This window comes from Mycobacterium simulans (genome assembly GCF_900232995.1).
Classification (GTDB): domain Bacteria; phylum Actinomycetota; class Actinomycetes; order Mycobacteriales; family Mycobacteriaceae; genus Mycobacterium; species Mycobacterium simulans.
On the sequence record NZ_OCVX01000004.1, the window covers coordinates 246,389 to 270,608 of the forward strand.

Below are 24,220 nucleotides of genomic sequence, written 5' to 3' on the forward strand. Positions count from 1 at the left end.
CTTGCGAAAGGTGGCGATACTCGACGACTACGCCGGCGCGGCCCTTGACGTCGCTGACTGGTCGCCGGTACAGACCAGATCCGAGGTGACGGCCTTTGACCGCCACCTCTCCGAAGACGAGGCGGCGGACGCTCTTCGGACGTTCGATGTGGTGTGCACGCTGCGTGAGCGAATGGCGTTTCCACGCACGCTCATCGAGCGGCTGCCGAACTTGAAACTGATCACCATCGTCGGCATGAACCTGCGGAACCTCGACATGGACGCGGCAACCGGACACGGCGTCCTTGTCGCGCACTCGAACTTCGCCAATCCCCTATTCCGCTCCGCCCGCGACGCCACCGCGGAACTGGCTTGGGGGTTGATGATCGCGACGGTGCGCAATCTGGCCGAAGAGCATCGGCGCATGCGTGATGGTGCGTGGCAGGCCAGCACAGGTCTGACGCTGTCCGGCAAGACGCTCGGTCTCCTCGGTCTCGGCAGGGTAGGCAAACGCATGGCCGAATACGCGAAGGTCTTCGGCATGAATGTCATTGCGTGGAGCCAGAATCTGACTGCCGAGGTGGCCGAGGCGGCCGGCGCTCGCCGGGTCGATAAAGCGGAACTGTTCGCCGAGTCCGACGTGGTGTCCATCCATGTGGTGCTCTCCGAACGCACCCGAGGTCTCGTCGCGGAATCCGAACTCGCCCTGATGAAGCCGGATGCCTACCTGATCAACACCTCTCGTGGCCCGATCGTTGACGAGGCCGCTCTGATAGCCGCGCTGCGCACGGGTCGCATCGCCGGAGCCGGATTGGACGTCTTCGACATCGAACCGCCGCCACCCGATCACCCATTGCGACGTCTCAAGAACGTGACACTGTCCCCACACCTGGGATACGTCACCCGCGAAATGCTCAGCGCCTGTTACTCAGACACCGTAGAAGCGGTAGCGGCGTGGCTGGACGGCAAGCCGATTCGGATCGCCAATCCCGAAGCGTTGCAGCACCCGAAAGCCAGGGGTTAGTCCCCCGATTCACCGCCGGATTTCGCGTCCTTGGAACCCTTGGAACCCTTGGGCTCCTTGGATTCCTTGGATTCCTTGGATTCCTTGGAGTCCGCCTTCGGTAGCAGGGCTTCCAAGGCGGCGCCGCTGATGCGTCGAAACGCCCGCCGCGGCCGGTTGGCGTCGAGGATGGCGACCTCCAGGTTGGCCACGCCGAGTGTGGGCTGGCCGTTGCCGGAGGCCTCAGCACTGCCCGCACGCAGCGCATTCAACGCGATCTGCAACGCGTCAGGCAGATCGGCATTCTCGGTGTAGGACTCCTTGAGCGCGTTGGCGATTGGCTCGGTCGTGCCGCCCATAACCACGAAATGGGGTTCGTCGGCGATCGACCCGTCGTAGGTGATCCGGTAGAGCTCAGGCGGTTTCGTCTCGCCGTAGTGCGCCACCTCGGCCACACACAACTCGACCTCGTAGGGCTTGGCCTGCTCGGTGAAGATCGTGCCCAGCGTCTGCGCGTAGACGTTGGCCAGCTGGCGTCCGGTGACGTCGCGACGGTCATAGGCGTAGCCGCGGGTGTCGGCGAACTGAATACCGCCGCGGCGCAGATTGTCGAATTCGTTGAACTTGCCCGCGGCCGCAAAGCCCACCCGGTCGTACAGCTCGCTGATCTTTTGCAGTGAGCGAGACGGGTTCTCCGCGACGAACAGCACGCCACCGGCATAGGCCAGCGCCACCACACTGCGGCCCCGTGCGATGCCCTTGCGCGCGAGCTCACTGCGCTCGCGCATCGCCTGCTCAGGCGAGATGAAGTAGGGGAAGCTCATTTTTGACCCCGCGGCTCCGCGTCCGGACCGAAAGTGTCTGCGCGCGAACGGCTTTCGATGACGTCGCGGGCCAGCTCGGCGATCTTGCTCTCCGGCACGTCAACCGCGCCGTCCGCGTCGATGGTGACCGCCGTGGGATAGATGCCGCGGACCAGATCCGGGCCGCCGGTGGCGGAGTCGTCGTCGGCGGCGTCGTAGAGCGCTTCCACGGCCACCCGCAACGCGGAATCGGCATCGGTGACTTGCGAGTACAACTTCTTCATCGACGACTTGGCGAAGATCGACCCCGACCCCACCGCCTGGTAGCCCTCTTCCTCGATGTTCCAGCCGCCGGCGGCGTCGAATGAGACGATGCGGCCCGCGGACTCCGGATCGGATGCTTGGATGTCGTAGCCTGCCAGCAGCGGCAGGGCCACCAGCCCTTGCATCGCGGCGGCCAGGTTGCCACGCACCATGATCGCCAGCCGGTTGACCTTGCCGGCAAACGTAAGCGGCACACCTTCGAGCTTCTCGTAGTGCTCGAGTTCAACCGCATATAGACGGGCGAACTCGACGGCGATCGCGGCGGTGCCCGCGATGCCGGTAGCGGTGTAGTCGTCGGTGATGTACACCTTGCGCACATCGCGCCCGGCGATCATGTTGCCCTGCGTGGAGCGCCGGTCGCCGGCGATGACGACACCACCGGGGTACTTGAGCGCAAGGATGGTGGTGCCATGCGGCAGCTGGGGACCGGCGCCGCCGGATTGCGCTCCCCCGCTGATGCTTGCCGGCAGCAATTCCGGCGCCTGACGGCGAAGCAAGTCGGCGAACGACGACAGGTCTACGGCGGGTGTTCCGGAAAGTGATTGAGTGGTCAGGCGGTCAGAGAACGGCCAGTTCACTGTCCGCCCTTTTGGACATATGCGCGAACGAAGTCCTCAGCGTTTTCCTCGAGAACATCGTCAATTTCGTCGAGCAGGTCGTCAGTTTCCTCGGTCAGCTTCTCGCGACGCTCCTGGCCCGCAGCGGTGCTGGCGACGACGTCCTCATCATCGCCGCCGCCACCGCCACGTTTGGTCTGCTCCTGAGCCATCGCCGCCTCCTGCTTCGTCATGGCCTGTTTACAGGCCGCGGGTTGCGTGCCACACGCCCGCTGGTCTTTCTCTAACAGTACCGGTCAACACCGACGCATCTTGGCTTAAGCTCGATTGTCCGGCTCTCCCCCTCGCCGCTGCGCGGCTGGGAGGTGCCCCCACCTCAGGCCGTGCCGGCCTGCACCGTCGCCGGACTGCCGGCCTCAGCTGGTCAGTTGTTCCACCAGTTCCACCGCGCTGTCCACCGAATCCAATAGCGCTCCGACGTGTGCCTTACTGCCGCGCAGCGGCTCGAGCGTCGGGATGCGAACCAGCGAATCACCGCCCAGGTCGAAGATCACCGAGTCCCAACTGGCCGCGGCGATATCGGCACCGAAGCGGCGCAGGCATTCGCCGCGGAAATATGCACGCGTATCCGTCGGCGGGTTGTCCACCGCCTGCAACACCTGGTGTTCGGTGACCAGACGCTTCATCGAGCCCCGTGCCACCAGGCGGTTGTACAGGCCCTTATCCAGCCGGACGTCGGAATACTGCAGGTCGACGAGGTGCAGCCGGGGAGCCGACCAGCTCAGGTTCTCCCGGTGCCGGAAACCCTCGAGCAATCGCAGCTTGGCCGGCCAATCCAGCAGCTCGGCGCAGTCCATCGGGTCGCGCTCCAGCTTGTCGAGCACGTCTGCCCAGGTTTGCACGATGTCGGCTGCGCGGGGATCGGGGTCTCGGCTGTCGACCAACTTGGCCACCCGGTCCAGGTAGATCCGTTGCAGCGCAAGGCCGGTCAGCTCGCGACCGTCGGCAAGGGCCACGGTTGCCCGCAGCGACGGGTCGCGGCTGATCGCGTGGACAGCGTGCACGGGCCGGGCCAGCGCCAGATCGGTCAGGTCGATGCCTTCTTCGATCAGGTCCAGCGCTAACGCCGTGGTACCCAGCTTCAGGTAGGTCGACGTTTCCGCAAGGTTGGCGTCGCCGATGATGACGTGCAGCCTGCGGTACCTATCGGCGTCGGCATGCGGTTCGTCGCGGGTGTTGATGATCCCGCGTTTCAACGTTGTCTCCAGCCCTACCTCGACCTCGATGTAGTCGGAGCGTTGGGACAGCTGGAAGCCCGGCTCGTCACCGGCGGGCCCGATGCCGACCCGGCCGGAACCGGTCACCACCTGCCGAGACACCAGGAACGGCGTCAGCCCGGCGATGATCGCCGAAAACGGCGTCTGCCGCGACATCAGGTAGTTCTCATGTGACCCGTAGGACGCCCCTTTGCCGTCGACGTTGTTCTTGTACAACTGCAGCTTCGCGGCCCCGGGCACGCTGGCGACGTGTCGGGCGGCCGCCTCCATCACGCGTTCGCCGGCTTTGTCCCAGATCACCGCGTCGAGCGGGTCGGTGCACTCGGGCGCGGAGTATTCCGGGTGAGCGTGATCGACGTAGAGCCGCGCCCCGTTGGTGAGGATCATGTTGGCCGCGCCGACCTCGTCGGCGTCGACGACCGGCGGCGGGCCGGCCGAGCGGCTCAGGTCAAAGCCCCGGGCATCCCGCAGCGGCGATTCCACCTCATAGTCCCAGCGGGTGCGTTTGGCGCGCTGAATGCCGGCGGCGGCGGCGTAGGCAAGCACCGCCTGCGTCGAGGTGAGGATCGGGTTGGCGGTCGGGGCCGACGGCGATGAGATCCCGTACTCGACCTCCGTTCCGATAATCCGTTGCATGGCGTAAGCCTAGGCCGATCGACGATGCGGGCCCGGTGGGGCCCGAGGTGGGGCGGCCAAGGGCAAAGCGACATCGACTGTGTGCTGTCGGCATTGAGCGTGCTTGTAGAGCGGAACGCGGTGCGGATCATCGCCCTAGCCGCACACTCAACGCCGTCAACGCACACTCAACGCCGTCCAAGTCAGACCAGCAACAAGAAGGGTTGACCGCCACTAGGGTGATCCGCGATGAACGTTTCCCTGCGCCGCGCGCTGGCATCCCCGGACTCGCCGCGTGCCGCGGCTGAAGCCTGGTTCCTCCAGCGCGGCTTGCCGTCGGTGCTCACCAGGCGGGCCCGATGGCGACGGCTGTGGCCACGATCGGCGCCCATGCTGGCAGCGTACGCAACGGTGCACTGTTGGGCCTTGCCAGTCCTGCTGATCACCCACGGCGACGAAGTCGTCATCGATGGAGCGCCCACACCCCGACAGTGGGCGCTACTGGCACTAGTCGCCGCCGCTCCGGCCCTGATCACGTTTGTCGGTTGGCTGGTGTCCCGGCTATCCGACAACCGGAAGCGTTCGGTTGCCGCGACCATTGCGGTCAGCATTGTGGCAATCATCGTCATTGTCCAAACGTCGATATCTCGCCTGCCCGACGCGGCCTTCGCCGCCGTCCTGGTGCTCCTCCTGACGGCAAGCGGGATCGGGTCGGTGGCCGGATGGTCGGTGCGCATGATGGTCTCGCACATTGCGTGCATTGGCACCCTCGCAGTCCGGGCCCTACCGGTTGTTCTGCTGACCACTTTGGTGTTCTTCAACGGCAACGTCTGGCTTATGTCCGCAACGATTAGCGGAGAGCGTCTGACGCTCGCGATGGTCTTTCTAATGAGCATCGCCGCCGCTTTCGTCGTCTCTGCCACCGTGGAGCGGGTCCGGCCGATGCTGCGGTCACCCGCAGCGGTGCCCACAGACTGCGAAGAGCTGGCCAACACCCCGTTTGAGGCGATCCCCGATCCGCTCAGCAGCCCACCCCTGACCAGGGTGGAGCGCGTCAATGTTGTCTTTGTGCTCGCCGCGTCACAGCTCGCGCAGATCCTGGTGGTCGCAGCACTCACCACCGCGATATACGTGATTCTCGGGCTGATCGTGCTTACCCCAGCGCTGCTGAAGGAATGGGCCCACACCGGATCCAGCAGCTCGACCGTGTTAGGCCTGACGGTTCCGGTACCAGATTCCCTGATACATCTGTGTCTTTTCCTGGGCGCATTGACCTTCATGTACATCAGTGCCCGCGCAGCTGGTGATGCCGATTACCGTTCAACCTTCGTCGACCCACTGATCCACGATCTGCACGCCACGCTGACCGCCCGCAACCGCTACCGCGGCAACCTCGCTACGAGCAGTGTTGACGCCGGTAACGTGAGTGATTAACTTCACCCTGGTGCAGGCCGAACATGTGCGCAACGAGGTATCCGACCTATCCGGGAAGCGCTACGGCGAAGTCCTTCTCGTAACTCCGGGTGAGGCCGGTCCCCAGGCCACCGTCTACAACAGTTTTCCGCTCAACGAATGTCCGGCCGACCTGTGGTCCGCGCTCGACGCCCAGGCCCTCGCGACCGAACACGGTGCGGCCACGGCGCTGCTCAACGGTCCGCGCTACTGGCTGATGAACTCCATTGAGAAAACCCCGCAGGGCCCACCGGTGACCAAGACCTTCGGTGGCATCGAGATGCTGCAGCAGGCCACGGTCTTGCTGTCATCGATGAACCCCGCCCCCTATACACCCAATCAAGTAAGCCGCCACACCGTGTTCGTCTTCAACGCCGGGGAAGAGGTTTACGAACTCCAGGACCCTAAGGGACGGCGCTGGGTCATGCAGACCTGGAGCCAGGTGGTCGACCCCAACCTGGCGCGTGCCGACCTACGCAAGCTGGCCGACCGGCTCAAGCTGCCGGACGGGTGGTCCTACCATGTGCGCGTACTGCCCAGCGAGCTGAGGATCGACACCACGACCCGCGCTGCCCAAGTGCTTCAGGACGACCTGACCAACAGCTATTCGCTGGTGAGCGCCTAGCCCCAGCGTCAGCGGTTCGCGATCCAACTCCGGTGACGTATCGCAGCCTTTCGCGCAGCTTTGGCCAGTGCCTTATCCGGCAGATGCCGGCCCAGCGTGTCAAGCACGACCGCGGTCTCGGGCGCGGTATGCCGCCACATGTTTTCCAGCAGCTGAAGCGGTTCGGACAGACCAGCGAAGAAGCTGCATAGTCCTTCCGGGTTAGCCACATCGCCCGCGAGCACATCAACAAGCACCGCGACGTCGACGAAGCTGGCCAGGGTCTCGGGATCCGCGCATCCTCGCTGTATCAACCACAGCGCGGCGTGGCCGGCGACCGGGGTGTCCAACAGCTGACGAACCAACGGTTCGGCTACTTCGATGTCAAACTCATGCAGCGCAAGAAAGCCCATCATTCGACTGGCGGAGCTCGAAGCCGCGACGATTGCCTCGGCAAGCATCTGCACCCGCTCGACGGCCGGACGGTCCGCCTGCCAGTTTGCTACGAGCGGCGCATGGCTCGTGTCGCCAACCAAAAGCATCGCTTCAATCAAGGCGGTGCCGTCCCCGTCGCACACATCGCCGAGGCGTCGCAGCACATATCCAGCCTCGTCGAGGTGGTCCGGCAGAACATGGCGGCCAAAACCCGTGAGTGCGACGGTGCCGCCAGTCCAATAGCTGCGGCCGTACCTTTGCGGCAGCTCGACGCGGTCGGTCCAGCGCACCACCCCGGCCTCCTCGAGGACTTCGAAGATTCGGCCGATGTCGCGCTGGGTGAATTCGTCGAGATTTTCCTTCCATTCCGGTATGTGCGGGGCGATCTGACGCGCTACCACCGATTGCGACCACTCGAGGAAGGACTCGAAAGGCAGCTCGGCGCCTACGGCGAGCAGCGGAGCCAGCCAATGCACGATTCCGTTGTCGAGCAACTGATGCATTTCGTCGAGGAACCAGATCCGGCCTGAGTAGAGCGACTCCAACGGACCCACATCGACGATCGCTGCGAAAAGGGCCTCAGCCCGGGCAACGGTCGGGCGGGCGGCCCACGCTTTTACCGGCGTTAAACGACGTTGGTACACCTGGACGGCGCCGGCCTCTTTGGCGATGTCCAGGATCAGGTTCAACCACGGCAGGTTCGCCGTGGACGCGGTGCGCCATGTCTTGTCGCCGATTTGGGGATCCATCTCGTCGCCGGTGTCGAGCAGCTCAAGCAGCGCACGACCGTCGGCCAACTTGAGGTTTCCCTTGTCGGTCAGCCGCTTGCCATCGGCACCCAGATAGTCGCGCAGGGCATCGAGCTTCGCCAGCAGCGGCGCCGCGCAGGCGGCGGCCTCCACGTCGGCCCCCCGCGCGGGGACGTAGACGAACGGCAATTCGCACGGCTGCGATGCCTCCATCGGGTCGGAGTCGTCTTCACCCGGAGTGGGGCTGCCCAACTCTTCGCGCACAGTCGGGACGAGATCGGCGGCCAGCCTCCTCAGCCGGTTGGCGCGTTCGACACCGCCGACGAGACGTCCGGTGGCTGCCATGAAGTCCACGTAGACTCCGACTGCGTTGCACAGATAACTGGCGCCCTCGGCATGGCCCTTGAACCGGCGCGGACACCACTCCAGCAAAAACTCCGTGACGTCACTGGGACCAAATTCGTCAAGAGCACCGTTCGAATCGTGATACCGCCAATCCAGCAAGATCTCGATGTCGGTTGCCAGTGCCGCCCGTTCCCGCTCCGGGCCATCCAACCAGTGGTCGAGTTCGTCGAGCAACGCGTCACGGGTGTCGTAGAACGCGTCATCGTCGCCGGGATCAATACGGAGCCGCACCGGTGCGACGTTAGTCGGATTGATCGACGAATGCTTACAGGTACTGGCCGAGGTTCGACTCGGTGTCGATGGCCCGCGAGGCGCTCGACGACTTGCCGGTGACCAAGGTCCGGATGTAGACGATCCGCTCACCCTTCTTGCCCGAAATCCGCGCCCAGTCATCGGGATTCGTAGTGTTGGGCAGGTCCTCGTTCTCGGCGAACTCGTCGACGATCGAGTCGAGCAGGTGCTGAATGCGCAGACCCGGCTGGCCGGTCTCCAATACGGACTTGATGGCGTTCTTCTTTGCCCGGTCGACAACGTTCTGGATCATCGCCCCGGAGTTGAAGTCCTTGAAGTACATGACTTCCTTGTCACCGTTGGCGTAGGTGACCTCGAGGAATCGGTTGTCGTCGATCTCGGCGTACATCCGATCGACGACCTTTTCGATCATCGCCTTGATGCACGCCGTGCGGTCGCCGTCGAACTCGGCGAGGTCGTCGGCATGCACCGGCAGCGACTCGGTGAGGTACTTCGAGTAGATGTCCATTGCCGCCTCGGCATCCGGGCGCTCGATCTTGATCTTCACGTCGAGGCGTCCCGGCCGCAGGATGGCGGGATCGATCATGTCTTCACGGTTGGAGGCGCCGATCACGATGACGTTCTCCAGCCCCTCCACCCCGTCGATCTCACTGAGCAACTGGGGGACGACGGTTGTCTCGACGTCCGAGGAGACACCGGTACCGCGGGTGCGGAAGATCGAGTCCATCTCGTCGAAGAACACGATCACGGGTGTGCCTTCCGACGCCTTTTCCCGCGCGCGCTGGAAGATCAGCCGGATGTGACGCTCGGTCTCGCCGACGAACTTGTTGAGCAGCTCGGGGCCTTTGATGTTGAGGAAGTACGACTTCGCCTCACGGGCGTCGTCGCCGCGGACCTCGGCCATCTTCTTGGCCAATGAGTTGGCCACCGCCTTTGCGATCAACGTCTTCCCACAGCCGGGTGGGCCGTAGAGCAACACACCCTTGGGCGGGCGCAAGGCGTACTCGCGGTAGAGCTCTTTGTGCAGGAACGGCAACTCGACGGCGTCGCGAATCTGCTCGATCTGGCGTGTCAGGCCGCCGATGTCCTGGTAGCTGACATCCGGGACCTCTTCGAGCACCAGGTCTTCGACCTCGGCCTTGGGAATGCGCTCGAAGGCGTAGCCGGCTTTGGTGTCCACCAGCAACGAGTCGCCGGGGCGCAGCTTGCGGGGCCGGGTGTCGTCATTGAGGGCGTCCGCGTGGCCGTCCGGAAGGTCCTCGGCGACCAGCGGCTCGGCCAGCCAGACGATGCGTTCCTCATCGGCGTGGCCGACGACCAGCGCACGGTGACCATCGGCCAGAACCTCACGCAACGTCGATATCTCGCCCACGGATTCGAATGTGCCGGCCTCCACCACGGTCAGGGCTTCATTGAGCCGGACCGTTTGGCCCTTCTTGAGGGACCTGGCGTCGATGTTGGGTGAGCACGTCAGGCGCATCTTGCGACCCGAGGTGAACACGTCCACCGTTTCGTCGTCGTGGGCGGACAGCAAGACCCCGTAACCGCTAGGCGGCTGCCCCAGTCGGTCAACTTCCTCGCGGAGCGCGAGCAGTTGTTGACGGGCTTCTTTAAGAGTTTCCATTAATTTGGAATTGCGGGCCGCGAGTGAGTCGATACGGGCTTCGAGTTGATGCACATCCCGAACAGAGCGCGTCGAGCTCTGCTGTCCAACCGCGTGCTCAAGTTGCTCGCGCAGAACTGTGGCTTCGCGCCGCAGCTGTTCCAACTCGGCGGCATCTTCGCTGGACAGGGGAATATCGCGAGGGGTCTTAAAGGCGTCAGAACGCTCTGAGTCACCCATGTTGCGCTCCTTTCCCGCACCAGGAATGGCGTGGCGGATACATCAACGCTACCGGCGATCGGCGATTGATGTGTGGAGTCACATGCCCTCGAATGGCCTTGAAAAGTAACAACTTGTTTCGCACTGGTAACCTCTGCTTCGACTCGGGCCGATCGAAAGAACCTCGGAAGGACCTTGAAAGGACCTTGAAAGGATCACTGTGACTGCGAAATCCCTAGCCACAGGCGTCGCAGCCGCCGCGGGGATCGGCGCCGCAGCCGCCGGTGTGACTTTCGTTTCTTTCGTCAGCCGCCGATAGCCGAGACTGCCTCTGGATGCGCCGAAATGTCTGCATACCCCTGAGCGCCGCCGCCGTCGTAGCGGTGCTCGGATTCTCGGGGTGTGCGCATGACGAGCCAAAGAAAACGTCGCCTGCTGCTCCCCCCGTCCCACCGGCGACTTCAAGTGCGGTTGCGGCGCCGCCGAGTGCCCCGCTGCCGGCACCCGAAGCGCTGACCGATGTGCTGTCGCGGCTCGCCGATCCGGCCGTGCCGGGCCCCAACAAGCTGAACCTCGTCGAAGGCTCAACCTCCGAGACGGCCGCCGCTTTGGACCGGTTCACCACCGCCGCGCGAGACGGCGGGTATCTGCCCATGACCTTCGCGGCCAACAACCTCGCCTGGTCGGACCGGAACCCATCCGACGTGGTGGCCACCGTCGTCGTCACCACCGCCCAACCCAACAACCGTGAGTTCACCTTCCCGATGGAGTTCAAGCCCTTCCAGGGGGGCTGGCAGTTGTCCCGGCAAACCGCGGAAATGCTACTGGCCCTGGGAAATTCACGGGGTTCGACGCCCGCACCCAGCCCTGCACCGTCGACCGCCCCCAACCAAGCGCCGGCCCCGACTTCAACTCCAGGCTGAGCGGAACGTATGTGGATCGGCTGGCTCGAGTTCGATGTGCTGTTGGGCGACGTGCGCTCGCTCAAACAGAAGCGGTCGGTAATCCGCCCGCTGGTTGCGGAGCTGCAACGCAAGTTCAGCGTCTCGGCCGCCGAGACCGGTTCGAATGACCTCTACCGACGGGCCGGCATCGGCGTATCCGTGGTGTCGAGCGATCGCGGCCACGCCGTCGATGTCCTGGACGCGGCCGAACGTCTGGTAGCCGCACATCCGGAGTTCGAGTTGTTGTCCGTGCGAAGGGGATTGCACCGTAGCGACGACTAGGTCATCCGCACTGAATGCAGGCACCCAAAGCCCGGACGTCCAGCTGGGATCGGGATACGCTTTATGTCTGACCCAATGCGTCGGCCCTGCAATGAGCCAGGATGCCCGGGCGGTGGGAGGTGGGGAAATGTCAATGATGCTGGTGAGCCCAGAGGTGTTAGAGGCGGCGACCGCACAGTTGCAGCACATCGGCTCCACGTTGGGTACGGCCAACGCTGCAGCGACGGCCCAGATCACCGCGGTGGTGGGCGCCGGCGCTGATGAGGTGTCGGCTGCGGTAGCGGCGCTGTTTTCGGCGCAAGGCCAGGCCTATCAAAGGCTTAGCGTTGAAGCGGCGGCATTTCACGACCGCTTTATACAAGCCCTCAATGGGAGCGCGAGCGCGTATGCGGCCGCTGAGGCAGCCAGCGTCGAGCAGATGCTGCTCGACGCTTTGAATGCGCCCACCCAATTGCTCTTGGGCCGCCCGCTGATTGGCGACGGCGCCAATGCCGCGCCTGGCACCGGAGCGGCCGGCGGGGCCGGCGGGATCTTGTACGGCAACGGCGGGGGCGGGGGGGGGGGGGGGGGGGGGGCGGGCGGGGGCGGCCGCGGGGGGGGCCGGGGGGGGCGGGGGCGGGGGGGGGGGGGGGGGGGGGGGGGCGGGTCTGTGCGCCCCTGCACGGGGCCGCAGCGTCAGATGTGGATAAGAGACGGGGCGGGCTGGTGATCGGCACCGGCGGCCAGGGCGGCGCCGGCGGTGCCGGCGGGGACGGCCCTTTCAACATCACTCGCGGACCTGGCGGTACGGGCGGCGGCGGTGGGGCCGGCGGCGACGGCGGGCTGCTGTACGGCAACGGCGGTGCAGGCGGCGCAGGTGGCGCCGGTGGAATCGGCGGGGACATGTTCATCGGCATGGCAGGCGGCAACGGTGGGGCCGGTGGTGCCGGCGGCGATGCCCGACTGATCGGTGCCGGTGGTGCAGGGGGTGACGGCGGCGCCGGGGGAACCAGCTTGACCGTTGGCGCAGGTGGGTTCGGTGGGTTCGGTGGGGTCGCCGGGGTCGGCGGACGGCTGAGCGGCAACCCCGGCGAAGCAGGTACGGCTGGCCCGGACGGCGGGTGATACGAAATTTAGCCGTCTCGTCCTTCGCGCTTGCGCCCCAGCGGCGCCGGAGCCACTACACCGGGCGCCAGCCGACGCGCCGTAATCAGGAACGCGGTGTGCCCGCGCATCGAGTGCTGCGGCCGAACGGCCAAACCGACAACATTCCAGCCTCGCTGCAGCGTCTCCCACGATCGCGGTTCGGTCCAACACTGCTGAGCCCGCAGTGCCTCCACAACCTTCGACAGTTGGGTGACGGTGGCCACGTAGATCACCAGCACCCCGCCGGAGATCACCAGCCTGCCCACCGCGTCTAGCACCTCCCATGGCGCCAGCATGTCCAGCACCGCACGATCAATCGACCCGTCGGGCAGTTCGGAGTCGGCGACATCATTGATGATCAGCTGCCAGTTGTCGGGTTGTCCGGCGTAAAAGTTGGTCACGTTGCGACGAGCGTGTTCGGCATGATCGGCGCGCTGCTCGTAGGAGATCACCTGTCCCTCCGGCCCGACCGCCCGCAGCAGCGACAAGGTCAGCGCACCCGAGCCGGCTCCCGCCTCGAGCACCCGCGCGCCGGGAAAGATGTCGCCCTCGTGCACGATCTGCGCGGCGTCCTTGGGGTAGATCACCTGTGGTCCCCGAGGCATCGACATCACGTAGTCGACCAGCAACGGACGCATCACCAGGAAATGGGCGCCATTGCTGGATTTGACCACACTGCCTTGCTCCAACCCGATCACCACGTCGTGAGCGATCGAGCCGCGATGGGTGTGGAACTCGCTACCGGGGGTAAGCGACATCGTGTAGTGCCGACCCTTGGCGTCGGTGAGCTGGACACGTTCACCAACGGTGAACGGGCCGGTTGCTGACACGCCGTATAGCGTGCCAGCCGACTCGCCGTAGTCGATGCTCGGGGTTGTCGGCGCCCCGCTCTAGGCTGCGGGCATGACCGACCAGCTGGTGGCGCCAGAGCCGGCTGTTCGCGTGTCGCGACCGGCGTTGTCACCGTCGCGGGCGGCGGACTTCAAACAATGCCCGCTGCTGTATCGGTTCCGTGCGATCGATCGGCTGCCTGAGGCGCCGTCGGTTGCACAGTTACGGGGGTCGCTGGTGCACGTCGCGCTCGAGCAGCTCTACGCGCTGCCCGCCGTGCAGCGTGGCCCGGACGCGGCAAGCGCACTCGTGGAGCCCGCCTGGGACCAAGTGATCGCCGGGGAGCCCGAGCTGGCCGCCCAGCTCGACCCCGGACAGCGCGTCCAATTGCTGGACGAAGCCCGCGCATTGCTGGCCGGCTATTACCGGCTCGAAGACCCCACGCGGTTTAGCCCGCAAAGCTGCGAACAGCGCGTGGAGGTCGAGCTAGCCGATGGCACGCTGCTGCGCGGCTTTATCGACCGGATCGACGTGGCCGCAACCGGTGAGCTACGGGTGGTCGACTACAAGACCGGCAAGGCGCCGCCGGCCGCGCGGGCGCTGGCCGAGTTCAAGGCGATGTTCCAAATGAAGTTCTACGCGGTGGCGCTGTTTCGTTCCCGCGGAGTGTTACCCACCCGGCTGCGGCTGATCTATCTGGCCGATGGCCAGGTGTTGGACTATTCACCGGACGGTGACGAGCTGCTGCGTTTCGAGAAGACGTTGATGGCTATCTGGCGGGCGATCCAATCCGCCGGCGCGACAGGCGATTTCCGGCCCAGCCAGTCGCGACTATGCGATTGGTGCCCTCACCAAAAGCACTGCCCGGCCTTTGGCGGGACGCCGCCGCCCTATCCGGGGTGGCCGGACGGTACGGACTCGTGTCCGACCGAACCGGCGGCATGAACGGTTGCTTCTACCGCAGCCTCCCCGGTCACGGCGACTATCTGGCATTTAGCCCCACCGACTTCACCCGCAGCAATTGGGGTCCCGAAATTCAGCATGGCTCACCCCCGTTGGCGCTGCTGACCAAGCTGATTGAGGAACTTTCGGCGGGCTCCGGTCACCGTATCGGCCGCCTCGGCCTGGACATCCTCGGGGCCATTCCGGTGGCCCCGGTGCGGGCCCGGGCCTGGGTGGAACGTTCGGGTTCGCGCGTCAGCATGATCATGGCCGAGATGGTCGCCGATCGTGTGGTGGCACGGGTAACCGCTTGGCTGCTGGCGGTTTCCGACACCGCCCACACAGCATCTGACCGCTATCCCCCGCTCGTGGAGGGACCGGCTCAACCCCGTCCGGCCGCATTCGCAAACGCTCGCGGCTATTTCGACGCCCTCGATTGGCGCCCGCAGAAGACCGAAGGACAATCCGCCGCGGTGTCCTGGTTCAGCCCACTAGCCCACATCGTCGACACTGAGCCGACATCGGCGCTACAGCGACTTGCCGTCGTGGTGGACTGTGCCAACGGCGTGGGCGCAGTTCTGGATCCGAGCGAGTTCGTCTTCATGAACACCGACACGGTCGTGCACCTGCACCGACTGCCAACAGGGCGCGATTTCGGGCTGCGCGCTCTCGCGTCGATCGGTCCGGACGGTGTGGGGGTGACGACGTGCGAGGTCTTCGATAAGACCGGTTTCGTAGGTACCTCGGCGCAAACGCTTCTGGTCCAGCGCAGATGAGACGGGTTAGTCGAGGGGCGACATATCCTGCAGCATCGTGGGAATGAGCTCGCTGACCGTGGGATGGATATGCATGGTTCGCGACAGCGTGGTGTACGGCGCCTTGGCTGACATGACATCTAGGATCGCGTGAACCGTCTCGTCCCCGCCGACGCCAAGGATGGCCGCTCCCAAGATCTCGTGGGTCTCGGCGTCGACAACGATCTTCATAAAGCCTTGCGTCTCACCCTTTTCCACTGCTCGGCCGACCCTGGTCATCGGCCGCTTGCCTACCAGCGCCTTGCGACCCGACGCGCGGACCTGGCTCACGGTCATGCCCGCGCGACCCAAGGGCGGGTCGATATAGAGGGCATAGGTGGTGATGCGGTCGCTGACCCGACGCGGTTCATCATCGAGCAGATTGGCGGCAACGATCTCGAAATCGTTATACGAGGTGTGGGTGAAGGCACCCTTGCCGTTGCAATCGCCCATCGCCCAGATGTGGTCGACGCTGGTCTTCAGCTGGTCGTCGACCACGATGTACCCGCGGGCATCGGTCTGCACGCCCGCCGCCTCCAGACCTAGATCGTCGGTGTTGGGTCGTCGGCCGACGGCCACCAGCAGATGGCTTCCTTGAACAGGGCTGGCTCCGGCCCTGGGTGTCAACTCAAAACCGTTATCGCGCTTAGTGACCCGCACATCGTTAGCGTCGAGGACGATGTCGATCCCTTCGGCGTCCAGGATCTCGTTGATAGTTGCCGAGACATCCTCGTCTTCTCGGGATGCCAGCCGCGGGCCCCGCTCCACGACAGTTACCGGGGCCCCGAAGCGCCGGTACATCTGCGCGAACTCCAGCGCGATGTAGCTGCCGCCAATAATGACGAGATGCTCGGGCACCGTGTCGAGTTCGAGGATCGACACGTTGGTGAGGAATTCGACGTCGGACAGCCCAGGAATGTCCGGCACCACCGCGCGGCCGCCGACGTTGAGGAAAATCCGGTCAGCTCGTAGAACATCGTCGTTGACCCGCAGCGTGTGCGGATCCTCGAAGCGGGCGTGTCCGCGAAAGACGGTACAGCCGTGCATGCCCGCTAACCAGGCTTCGACACCCTTGCGGTCGTTGAGCATGATGTCGTCTTTGCGGGCCTTGACTTTCGCCATGTCCACGCTGATCGGTCCCGTCGCAACACCGTATTCGGCGCCGCGACGGGCAAGATGCGCGGCGTGAGCGCTCGCCACCAGCGTCTTGGTGGGGATGCATCCGGTGTTGACGCACGTGCCGCCGATCAGTTTGCGCTCCACGACCGCGACCCGCTGCCCGGCCTCGGTCAGACGGCCCGCCAGCGGCGGCCCGGCCTGGCCCGCGCCGACGATGATCGCGTCGAAGGCTTGTGCCTCACGGAAGCCCGCTGTCACAGAACGGCCGCTGCCGCAACAATGGCGAAACCACCCAGGACGGCGATCGAATCCTCCATCAGGGCGATGGGCAGGTCATGCCCGCCACGGGCGGCAACCAACCGGCGCCGAGCCTGATAGCCGCCGAGAGTGCCGAGCACGGCGCCGATCACACCGGCGCCCAGTCCGCCCCACCGGTAGCCCCACGCGGTGCCGACGACCGCGCCGGCCAAGCCGCCCAAGATAATCCGGACCGCAAACACCGGTGTCGCGGTCCGCGGCGGTGTCTTGGGAAGTTTGTCGTTGATCAGTTCGGCGACCGCAAGAATGCTGAGGATCACTACCGTCACGATGTTGCCCATCCAGGAAGCCCACGTGTGGTTGAGGTTGAGCCAGTTCAGGAAAGCGGCCCAGGCAACGACCGCGGGAGCCGTCACCGAACGCAGTCCGGCAACGAAACCGATTAAGAGGGCCAGTAGCAGGACAAGGACTTGCGTCACAGCGATCCCTCCTGGGACAGACGAACAGCCACGGGAACGGCCCTAGCGGGACGCTAACACAGCGACCGCCTCGCCACATGTTCAAAATCGGCAGAACCTGATGTCGGAAGCCAGGATCGCTTTGGCCCCGATAGCAGCGAGTTCGTCCATGACGCCGTTGACGCCACGGCGCGGCACCAGCGCGCGGATTGCGACCCAGTCCGGGTCGGCCAACGGCGCAATGGTCGGTGACTCCAATCCCGGCGTGATCGACGTGGCCTGGTCCAGGACCGAGCGCGGGCAGTCGTAGTCGAGCATCAGATACTGCTGGCCGAACACCACGCCCTGTACCCGGGCGACCAGTTGATCGCGCGCCGCGATGGCGTTGTCGTTGTGGTCTTCGTCGAGACGCTCGATCAGCACCGCCTCCGAATCACACAGTGGCTCACCAAAGGCCACCAGATCATGCATGCTCAGCGTGCGACCGGAGCCCACCACGTCGGCGATGGCATCGGCCACCCCGAGTTGTACCGAAATCTCCACGGCGCCATCGAGTCTGATCACGGTTGCTGGAATTCCCTTGCTGTCCAAGTCTTTTCGGACAAGGTTTGGATACGCGGTGGCGATCCGTTTTCCGGCGAGGTCGGCCGTCGTCCAGCGCTGCCCGGCCGGGCCGGCGTAACGAAAGCTGGACGACCCGAAACCCAGCGCCAATCGTTCGCGCACCGGCGAACCAGAATCCAGCGCCAGATCCCGGCCAGTGATCCCGAAGTCGAGCTCGCCGGAACCGACATAGATGGCAATGTCTTTGGGCCGCAAGAAGAAGAACTCGACATTGTTGACGGGATCAATGACGGTCAGGTCCTTGGGATCGGTTCGGCGCCGGTAGCCGGCCTCCGCGAGGATCTCGGTGGCCGGTTCGCTGAGCGCACCCTTGTTGGGTACCGCCACCCGCAACATGCTCATAACTTTCGGTACACGTCGTCGAGGGACAGTCCACGCGAAATCATCAATACCTGAGTCCAGTAGAGCAACTGGCTGATCTCCTCGGCCAGCGCTTCATTGGGCTCGTGTTCGGCGGCCAGCCACACCTCCCCGGCCTCCTCCAAGATCTTCTTGCCCAGCGTATGTATCCCGGCGTCCAGGGCTGCGACCGTCGCGCTGCCGGCCGGCCGCGTGCGGGCGCGGTCGCCGAGTTCGACGAACAGATCCTCGAAGGTCTTCACGGCCAGCGATTGTTCCATGTGCCGGCGAGCAAAGTCACGGCGGTTTAGCCGGGCCCACACCGAAAGGACGCTTACTTAGGATAGCCTAATGTAGGCTAGCCTACCCTCGTTATTTTCCTCATGTCCAAGGGAGCAGCCGATGGTAGCCATGCCGATGTGGTTCGCGCTTCCGCCGGAGGTGCATTCAACGCTGTTGTCCACCGGCGCCGGCCCCGGTCCGCTGCTGGCCGCGGCGGAGGCTTGGCACGCCCTCGCCGTCCAATACACCGACATTGCAACGGAACTCGCAAGCGTTCTCGCTGCGGTTCAGGCCAGCGCGTGGGAGGGCTCGACCGCCGACCAGTTCGTGGCGGCCCATCAGCCGTTCCTCTACTGGTTGAACCAGGCCGCCGCGGTGGCCATGGCAGCAGCCGCTGCACACGAGACGGCCGCCGCGGGTTATGCGTCCGCCTTGGCGAGCATGCCGACGCTCGCGGAACTCGCGACTAACCACGCCGTGCATGGCGCTCTAGTGGCCACCAACTTTTTCGGTATCAACGCCATCCCCATCGCTCTCAATGAGGCCGACTACCTGCGGATGTGGATCCAGGCCGCCATCACAATGAGCGTCTATCAAGCCGTCGCCCAGGACAGCGTGGCGGCGACCCCCACGACGTCGCGGGCGCCGGCGATTGTCACCGCCGAGGCCGCCCCGGCAGCCAGCAGCTTTCCCGACCCGGTGAAGATCATTCTTCAGGCCCTCCAGGATTTCCTGACGTTCCTTCGCAACCTCGCCGCCGAGACCCTGTCGGGGCCGCTTGGCCAGTTCGTCGTTCAGGCGTTGGACTGGTTCATCTCCTTCGTGTCCGGCCCGGTGTTCAAATTCATGGCCTACCTGTTCCTGGACCCGATGATTTACTTCGGGCCGTTCACCCCAGCGCTGAGTCCTTTTGGATTGCCGGCCGGGCTCATCGGCCTGGCCGGAATTGCCGGGTTCGATGCGTTACCGCAAGAAGCGGTGCCGGTGGTCGCTGGTGTGCACTCCGATGGGTCCGGCCAGCATCTGTGGCCGGCGGCGACCGGCGCCACGCTGGCGGGCGTCAGCTCCGCTGCCGCAGCAGCACCCGCTCCGGCGCCGACCACGTCGCCGGCACCGGCGTCTCATTCGGCGCTCGGATGGAGTGCAGCCCAAGGGTTTTACGCAGTCGGCGGTCCCGACGGCGAGGGGTTCACTCCCAGTGCCCGAACGAAATCACTCGTCGCTGCCGCCGCGGATGCCGCCGCACCCGCAGCGAAAGTCCCGGCCGAGGCCGCCCTGGCGAGTGCGAAGAAAGTCGCGAGAGGGCGCGGGCGGCTGCGGCAGCACCGTTATGAATTCCTCGAAGTCGATACCCCCATGACGATCCCGGCCGCGCCGACCGCCGAGCCGATCTCCGCCGGTGACCGTGGCTCGGGGCCGCTCGGGTTCTCCGACACAATTCCGAAATCGACGGCGGCACAAGCGAAAGGCTTCACTCGCCTCAGCCGTGGCAAATTTGACGATGCCCCGGCAGAGCCGATGCTGCCGAACACCTGGAGCGGCTAGACGTTGAAGCATTGCCTCGGGGTGGTGTACGACGAACGCGTCGGTCGACCGTCGGCGCTGCCCGGACTGGCAGGGATCTGACAACCGCAGAAGGGCGCGATGTGCGGGTGGTGCAGCTCAAGGAGCACTGCTTCAAGTTCGACGACACCGTGCGCTCGCGACCGTCGACGAACACGGGCCGGTGTTGGAGTCCTCGATCGTCAAGCACGATGTCGCCACGAAACCGTCTCAGAGGCCAGCGCGAACTCGACCAACGTAAGGCTCAGTCCTCCGGGTTGTACCCGAGGTTGGGGGCGAGCCAGCGCTCGGCTTCGGCCAGCGTCCAGCCCTTGCGCTTCGCGTAATCGGCGACCTGGTCTTGGGCCATCCGGCCGACCACGAAGTACTGCGACTGCGGGTGCGAGAAGTACCAGCCGCTGACCGCGGCGCCGGGCCACATCGCCATCGATTCGGTCAGCTCGATGCCGGTGCGCTCCCGGACGTCCATCAACTTCCAGAGCGTCATCTTCTCGGTGTGCTCGGGGCAGGCCGGGTAGCCGGGCGCCGGGCGAATGCCCACGTACTTCTCACCGATGAGTGCCTCGTTGTCCAGCTGCTCCTCCGGCTGGTAGCCCCAGAATTCCTTGCGGACCCGTTCGTGCATCCGTTCGGCGAAAGCCTCCGCCAGCCGGTCGGCCACCGACTCCAGCAGGATCGCGCTGTAGTCGTCGAGGGCCGCCTTGAACTCCGCGATCTTTTCCTGACTGCCCAGCCCAGAGGTGACGGCGAAGGCGCCGATGTAGTCCCGGTGCCCCGTTTCTCGGGGGGCGATGTAGTCGCCCAGCGACCGGTTCGGAATGCCGTCTCGGTGCTCGCCCTGCTGGCGCAGGTTGTGCAACGTGGTCAGCACCTCGGTACGGGTCTCGTCGGTGTAGACCTCGATGTCTTCAATACCCGAGCCGACCGCGTTCGCCGGGAAGAACCCGATCACCCCGTTAGCAGTGAGCCACTTCTCCTTGATCAGGGTGTCGAGCATCTCCTGGGCGTCGTCGTAGAGCTTGCGGGCAGCCTCGCCCGTGGCCGGGTTGTTGAGGATGTCGGGGAACCTGCCCTTCATCTCCCAGGCGTTGAAGAATGGCTGCCAGTCGATGTACTCGCGCAGCTCGGCGAGGTCGTAGTCATGAAATTCGCGCACGCCGACGCCCTGGGCGGGCACCGGCGGCGTGTAGCCCTCCCAGTCGATCGGCGTCCGGTTCGCGCGAGCCTTCTCCAGCGTCAGCATCGGCCGCTCGTTCTTCTGGGCGTGCCGTTCGCGCAGCGACGCGTAGTCCTTCTCGGTGGCCTCCAACAGGGCTGGACGCTGCTTGTCGTCGAGCAGCGCGGCGGCGACCGGCACCGAGCGGGACGCGTCTTTGACCCAGACCACCGGACCGCTGCGGCGTGGCGCCACCTTCACGGCCGTGTGCGCGCGGGAGGTGGTCGCACCACCGATCAGCAGCGGGATCTCCAGCCCCTCGCGTTCCATCTCGACGGCGAAGTTGACCATCTCGTCCAGCGACGGGGTGATCAGGCCGGACAGGCCGATGATGTCGGCGTCGTGCTCCTGCGCCGCGGCCAGGATCTTCTCCGCGGGCACCATCACACCGAGGTCGATCACTTCAAAGTTGTTGCACTGCAGGACGACCCCGACGATGTTCTTGCCGATGTCGTGGACGTCGCCCTTCACGGTCGCCATCACGATCGTGCCGTTGGTGTCCTTGGACTTGGATGTGCCGGACGCCGTGTTCTCAGCCTTCTCCGCCTCGATGAACGGCAGCAGGTATGCGACAGCCTTCTTCATCACCCGGGCCGACTTCACGACCTGGGGCAGGAACATCTTTCCCGAGCCGAACAGGTCGCCGACGACATTCATGCCATCCATCAGCGGGCCCTCGATCACCTCGATCGGGCGACCACCCGCGGCGGCGATCTCGGCCCGCAGTTCCTCGGTGTCGGCGTCGACGTGGGCGTCGATCCCCTTGACCAGGGCGTGCGTGATCCGCTCGCGCACCGGTTGGTTGCGCCACTCGGCCGCCTTCGGATCCTCGGTTTTGTCCGATTTGTTGAACCGTTCGGCGATCTCGAGCAGCCGTTCGGCTGCATCCTCGCGGCGGTTCAGGACGACGTCCTCGATCCGGTCCCGCAGCTCGGCGTCGATCGAGTCGTAGGGCACCAGCGCACCGGCGGTAACGATGCCCATGTCCAGGCCGGCCTTGATGGCGTGGTACAGGAAGACCGCGTGGATCGCCTCGCGGACGGGGTTGTTGCCCCGGAACGAGAACGACACGTTGGAGATGCCGCCGGAGATGTGCACCCCGGGCAGGTTCTCCTTGATCCAGGCGCAGGCCTCGATGAAGTCGATCCCGTAGGTGGCGTGCTCCTCGATACCGGTCGCCAGCGCAAAGCAGTTCGGGTCGAAGATGATGTCCTCGGGCGGGAAGCCGACCTCTTCGGTCAGGATCCGGTAGGCGCGCCCGCAGATCTGTTTGCGGCGCTCCAGGTTGTCGGCCTGACCCTGCTCGTCGAACGCCATCACGACGACGGCGGCGCCGTACTTGCGGCACAACCGCGCCTCGCGGATGAACTTCTCCTCGCCCTCCTTCATGGAGATCGAGTTGACGATCGGCTTGCCCTGCACGTTCTTCAGGCCTGCCTCGATGACCTCCCACTTGGAGGAGTCGATCATCACCGGAACCCGGCTGATGTCCGGCTCGGCCGCGATCAGCTTGGTGAACCGGTCCATCGCGGCGACGCCGTCGATCATGCCCTCGTCCATGTTGATGTCGATGACCTGCGCACCGACCTCGACCTGCTGCAGGGCGACCGACAGCGCGGTGTCGTAGTCCTCGGCCTTGATCAGGTTGCGGAACCGGGCGGAGCCGGTGATGTTGGTGCGCTCACCGATGTTCACGAACAGGGAGTCGTCGGTGATGTTGAGCGGCTCCAGACCCGAGAGCCGGGTGGCCACCGGGATCTCGGGCAGCTTGCGCGGCGCTTTCCCCTCGACGACCTTGGCGATCTCCGCGATGTGCGGCGGCGCCGTTCCGCAGCAGCCACCGACCAGGTTGACCAGGCCGGCGTCGGCGAAGTCGGCGATGTAGCCGGCCTGGCGCTCCGGGGTCTCGTCGTACTCGCCGAAGGCGTTGGGCAGGCCGGCGTTCGGGTAGCAGGAGACGAAGGTGTCCGCGATCCGCGCCATCTCGGCGATGTAGGGCCTCATCTCCGGCGCGCCCAGGGCGCAGTTCAGGCCGACCGCAATCGGCTTGGCGTGCCTGATCGAGTTCCAGAACGCTTCGGTGACCTGACCGGACAACGTTCGCCCGGAAGCGTCGGTGATGGTGCCCGAGATGATCACCGGCCACCGGCGTCCGCGGTCCTCGAACAGCGTCTCGACCGCGAACACCGCCGCCTTGGCGTTCAGCGAGTCGAAGATCGTCTCGATGATCAGCAGGTCGGCACCGCCGTCGACCAGGCCGTTGGCAGCCTCGAGGTAGGCGGCGACCAGCTGGTCGTAGGAGACGTTGCGGGCGCCGGGGTCGTTGACGTCCGGCGAGATCGACGCGGTGCGAGTCGTCGGTCCGATGGCGCCGGCGACGTAACGGGGCTTCTCCGGGGTGCTGAACTCGTCGGCTGCCCTGCGGGCCAGGGCGGCGCCGGCGTAGTTCAGCTCGTAGGTCAGGTCGGCCATCTCGTAGTCGGAGAGCGAGATCGCGTTCGCGTTGAACGTGTTGGTCTCCAGGATGTCGGCGCCCGCCTCGAGATACTCGCGGTGGATCCCCTCGATGATGTGCGGCTGCGTCAGGGTGAGCAGGTCGTTGTTGCCCTGCAGAGCGGTCGGCCACTCCGTGAACCGGTCGCCGCGGTAGCCGGCCTCGTCCGGCCGGTCCCGCTGGATCGCCGTGCCCATCGCGCCGTCGATCACCATGATCCGCTGTCCGAGAGCTGCCGTCAGTTCGTCGGTGCAGTCGGGTCGGATGTTCGGCTCGGGGCTGAATTTCGGCTCAGCGATATTGGGCTCGGGCACGTTCACATGCAATCCTTCCGTAGCGGAAGGCGTCCTTGAATCTGCCGAGCGTGGCGGATACCGGCAGGGACCGGGTCCCCCCAATAACCGTTGCAACGCCTCTCGACCAGAAAAGTCTACGTCGTCACCCGACGTCTGGACGCCCAGCTCGACCTGACCCGCTGTGCGATCGCGGTGCCTTTTGAGCGCCAGCTCGCGGATCTTGGCGGCAATGTCGTAGTTGTTGGGGTTAACCCGATTGCGGCCGAACGTATTTCGTCTCGGCCGCGTCGGCGCCGGTTGGCGACATCATCGAGGCTCAGATCGGCGACTTGTAGCTGCGCCCCCATAGCACCACAAAAACGTAAGCCCACCGCCG

General features: G+C 65.2%; 20 protein-coding genes and 1 pseudogene. 9 read left to right on the top strand and 12 right to left on the bottom strand.

The genetic code is table 11. The annotated features are described in order from the left end of the window. The first annotated feature begins 1 nt into the window (after window position 1). Window positions 2-1,003: a D-2-hydroxyacid dehydrogenase family protein gene (locus tag MSIMFI_RS17270; protein ID WP_191498380.1), complete on the top strand. Its 1,002-nt coding sequence runs from the start codon at window positions 2-4 to the stop codon at window positions 1,001-1,003. On the opposite strand, the gene prcA is transcribed toward MSIMFI_RS17270, so the two are convergent. The 4 genes from prcA to dop all read right to left on the bottom strand — a co-directional run bounded on the left by prcA (window position 1,000) and on the right by dop (window position 4,579). Beyond that, complete coding sequence (gene prcA, locus MSIMFI_RS17275; protein WP_191498381.1) at window positions 1,000-1,806, bottom strand: proteasome subunit alpha; 807 nt, start codon at window positions 1,804-1,806, stop codon at window positions 1,000-1,002. The two genes, MSIMFI_RS17270 and prcA, sit on opposite strands and share 4 nt — an antisense overlap. Next, on the bottom strand, window positions 1,803-2,687 hold the full coding sequence (gene prcB, locus MSIMFI_RS17280; protein ID WP_191498382.1) for a proteasome subunit beta: 885 nt from the start codon (window positions 2,685-2,687) through the stop codon (window positions 1,803-1,805). Before prcB ends, prcA begins: the two co-directional genes overlap by 4 nt. Continuing rightward, window positions 2,684-2,878 (bottom strand): ubiquitin-like protein Pup, encoded by a 195-nt coding sequence (locus MSIMFI_RS17285; RefSeq protein WP_085250882.1) that lies wholly within the window; start codon window positions 2,876-2,878, stop codon window positions 2,684-2,686. Before MSIMFI_RS17285 ends, prcB begins: the two co-directional genes overlap by 4 nt. Before the next feature lie 204 nt (window positions 2,879-3,082). After that, window positions 3,083-4,579, bottom strand: a complete 1,497-nt coding sequence (gene dop, locus MSIMFI_RS17290; RefSeq protein WP_191498383.1) for a pup deamidase/depupylase — start codon at window positions 4,577-4,579, stop codon at window positions 3,083-3,085. A 228-nt stretch (window positions 4,580-4,807) separates the two neighbouring features. Between dop and MSIMFI_RS17295 the strand changes: the two genes are divergently transcribed. Then, complete coding sequence (locus MSIMFI_RS17295) at window positions 4,808-5,992, top strand: hypothetical protein (protein WP_191498384.1); 1,185 nt, start codon at window positions 4,808-4,810, stop codon at window positions 5,990-5,992. 25 nt (window positions 5,993-6,017) lie between these two features. Beyond that, entirely contained in the window at window positions 6,018-6,635 is a 618-nt protein-coding gene (locus MSIMFI_RS17300) for a hypothetical protein (protein WP_191498579.1), read from the top strand. A gap of 8 nt (window positions 6,636-6,643) precedes the next feature. On the opposite strand, the gene MSIMFI_RS17305 is transcribed toward MSIMFI_RS17300, so the two are convergent. After that, on the bottom strand, window positions 6,644-8,434 hold the full coding sequence (locus MSIMFI_RS17305) for a hypothetical protein (protein ID WP_191498385.1): 1,791 nt from the start codon (window positions 8,432-8,434) through the stop codon (window positions 6,644-6,646). Window positions 8,435-8,468: 34 nt separating this feature from the next. Then, complete coding sequence (gene arc, locus MSIMFI_RS17310) at window positions 8,469-10,298, bottom strand: proteasome ATPase (RefSeq protein ID WP_186243566.1); 1,830 nt, start codon at window positions 10,296-10,298, stop codon at window positions 8,469-8,471. A 314-nt stretch (window positions 10,299-10,612) separates the two neighbouring features. Here arc and MSIMFI_RS17315 point away from each other — a divergent pair, with 314 nt between their 5' ends. The 3 genes and pseudogenes from MSIMFI_RS17315 to MSIMFI_RS30060 form a co-directional block, all read left to right on the top strand. Further along, window positions 10,613-11,200 carry a hypothetical protein gene (locus MSIMFI_RS17315; RefSeq protein WP_191498386.1) on the top strand — a complete coding sequence of 196 codons (588 nt, stop codon included), beginning with the start codon at window positions 10,613-10,615 and terminating at the stop codon, window positions 11,198-11,200. A gap of 9 nt (window positions 11,201-11,209) precedes the next feature. Then, window positions 11,210-11,503, top strand: a complete 294-nt coding sequence (locus MSIMFI_RS17320) for a DUF503 domain-containing protein (RefSeq protein ID WP_186243548.1) — start codon at window positions 11,210-11,212, stop codon at window positions 11,501-11,503. Window positions 11,504-11,630: 127 nt separating this feature from the next. Then, a pseudogene (locus tag MSIMFI_RS30060) lies at window positions 11,631-12,592 on the top strand (PE family protein); the annotation flags it as partial. A gap of 23 nt (window positions 12,593-12,615) precedes the next feature. On the opposite strand, the gene trmI reads toward MSIMFI_RS30060, so the two are convergent. Next, complete coding sequence (gene trmI / locus MSIMFI_RS17335) at window positions 12,616-13,458, bottom strand: tRNA (adenine(58)-N(1))-methyltransferase TrmI (RefSeq protein WP_191498389.1); 843 nt, start codon at window positions 13,456-13,458, stop codon at window positions 12,616-12,618. Window positions 13,459-13,531: 73 nt separating this feature from the next. Between trmI and MSIMFI_RS17340 the strand changes: the two genes are divergently transcribed. Both MSIMFI_RS17340 and MSIMFI_RS17345 read left to right on the top strand, forming a co-directional pair. After that, window positions 13,532-14,404: a RecB family exonuclease gene (locus tag MSIMFI_RS17340; protein WP_191498390.1), complete on the top strand. Its 873-nt coding sequence runs from the start codon at window positions 13,532-13,534 to the stop codon at window positions 14,402-14,404. Further along, entirely contained in the window at window positions 14,401-15,177 is a 777-nt protein-coding gene (locus tag MSIMFI_RS17345) for a thioesterase family protein (protein ID WP_191498580.1), read from the top strand. The genes MSIMFI_RS17340 and MSIMFI_RS17345 overlap by 4 nt, the downstream gene beginning before the upstream one ends. Before the next feature lie 6 nt (window positions 15,178-15,183). Here the strand turns inward: MSIMFI_RS17345 and MSIMFI_RS17350 are convergent, their stop codons facing one another. The 4 genes from MSIMFI_RS17350 to MSIMFI_RS17365 all read right to left on the bottom strand — a co-directional run bounded on the left by MSIMFI_RS17350 (window position 15,184) and on the right by MSIMFI_RS17365 (window position 18,274). Further along, window positions 15,184-16,572 carry an FAD-containing oxidoreductase gene (locus MSIMFI_RS17350; protein WP_191498391.1) on the bottom strand — a complete coding sequence of 463 codons (1,389 nt, stop codon included), beginning with the start codon at window positions 16,570-16,572 and terminating at the stop codon, window positions 15,184-15,186. Continuing rightward, window positions 16,569-17,051, bottom strand: coding sequence for a glycine zipper 2TM domain-containing protein (locus MSIMFI_RS17355; RefSeq protein ID WP_191498392.1), 483 nt, complete (start codon window positions 17,049-17,051; stop codon window positions 16,569-16,571). Before MSIMFI_RS17355 ends, MSIMFI_RS17350 begins: the two co-directional genes overlap by 4 nt. Window positions 17,052-17,132: 81 nt before the next feature. Then, window positions 17,133-17,990, bottom strand: coding sequence for an ATP phosphoribosyltransferase (hisG, locus tag MSIMFI_RS17360; RefSeq protein ID WP_191498581.1), 858 nt, complete (start codon window positions 17,988-17,990; stop codon window positions 17,133-17,135). A gap of 2 nt (window positions 17,991-17,992) precedes the next feature. Further along, window positions 17,993-18,274: a phosphoribosyl-ATP diphosphatase gene (locus tag MSIMFI_RS17365; RefSeq protein WP_191498393.1), complete on the bottom strand. Its 282-nt coding sequence runs from the start codon at window positions 18,272-18,274 to the stop codon at window positions 17,993-17,995. A gap of 121 nt (window positions 18,275-18,395) precedes the next feature. On the opposite strand from MSIMFI_RS17365, the gene MSIMFI_RS17370 reads away from it, so the two are divergent. Continuing rightward, window positions 18,396-19,820 (top strand): PPE family protein, encoded by a 1,425-nt coding sequence (locus tag MSIMFI_RS17370; RefSeq protein ID WP_224770301.1) that lies wholly within the window; start codon window positions 18,396-18,398, stop codon window positions 19,818-19,820. A gap of 262 nt (window positions 19,821-20,082) precedes the next feature. Here the strand turns inward: MSIMFI_RS17370 and metH are convergent, their stop codons facing one another. Then, on the bottom strand, window positions 20,083-23,868 hold the full coding sequence (gene metH, locus MSIMFI_RS17375) for a methionine synthase (protein ID WP_191498394.1): 3,786 nt from the start codon (window positions 23,866-23,868) through the stop codon (window positions 20,083-20,085). Window positions 23,869-24,220: the final 352 nt, after the last annotated feature.

Bases quoted from the DNA above. Each gene is read 5' to 3' on its own strand.
- prcA (WP_191498381.1), bottom strand. From the start codon at position 1,806: ATGAGCTTCCCCTACTTCATCTCGCCTGAGCAGGCGATGCGCGAGCGC.
- MSIMFI_RS17285 (WP_085250882.1), bottom strand. From the start codon at position 2,878: ATGGCTCAGGAGCAGACCAAACGTGGCGGTGGCGGCGGCGATGATGAG.
- dop (WP_191498383.1), bottom strand. From the start codon at position 4,579: ATGCAACGGATTATCGGAACGGAGGTCGAGTACGGGATCTCATCGCCG.
- MSIMFI_RS17295 (WP_191498384.1), top strand. From the start codon at position 4,808: ATGAACGTTTCCCTGCGCCGCGCGCTGGCATCCCCGGACTCGCCGCGT.
- arc (WP_186243566.1), bottom strand. From the start codon at position 10,298: ATGGGTGACTCAGAGCGTTCTGACGCCTTTAAGACCCCTCGCGATATT.
- MSIMFI_RS17315 (WP_191498386.1), top strand. From the start codon at position 10,613: ATGCGCCGAAATGTCTGCATACCCCTGAGCGCCGCCGCCGTCGTAGCG.
- MSIMFI_RS17320 (WP_186243548.1), top strand. From the start codon at position 11,210: ATGTGGATCGGCTGGCTCGAGTTCGATGTGCTGTTGGGCGACGTGCGC.
- MSIMFI_RS17340 (WP_191498390.1), top strand. From the start codon at position 13,532: ATGACCGACCAGCTGGTGGCGCCAGAGCCGGCTGTTCGCGTGTCGCGA.
- MSIMFI_RS17345 (WP_191498580.1), top strand. From the start codon at position 14,401: ATGAACGGTTGCTTCTACCGCAGCCTCCCCGGTCACGGCGACTATCTG.
- hisG (WP_191498581.1), bottom strand. From the start codon at position 17,990: ATGTTGCGGGTGGCGGTACCCAACAAGGGTGCGCTCAGCGAACCGGCC.
- MSIMFI_RS17365 (WP_191498393.1), bottom strand. From the start codon at position 18,274: ATGGAACAATCGCTGGCCGTGAAGACCTTCGAGGATCTGTTCGTCGAA.
- MSIMFI_RS17370 (WP_224770301.1), top strand. From the start codon at position 18,396: ATGGTAGCCATGCCGATGTGGTTCGCGCTTCCGCCGGAGGTGCATTCA.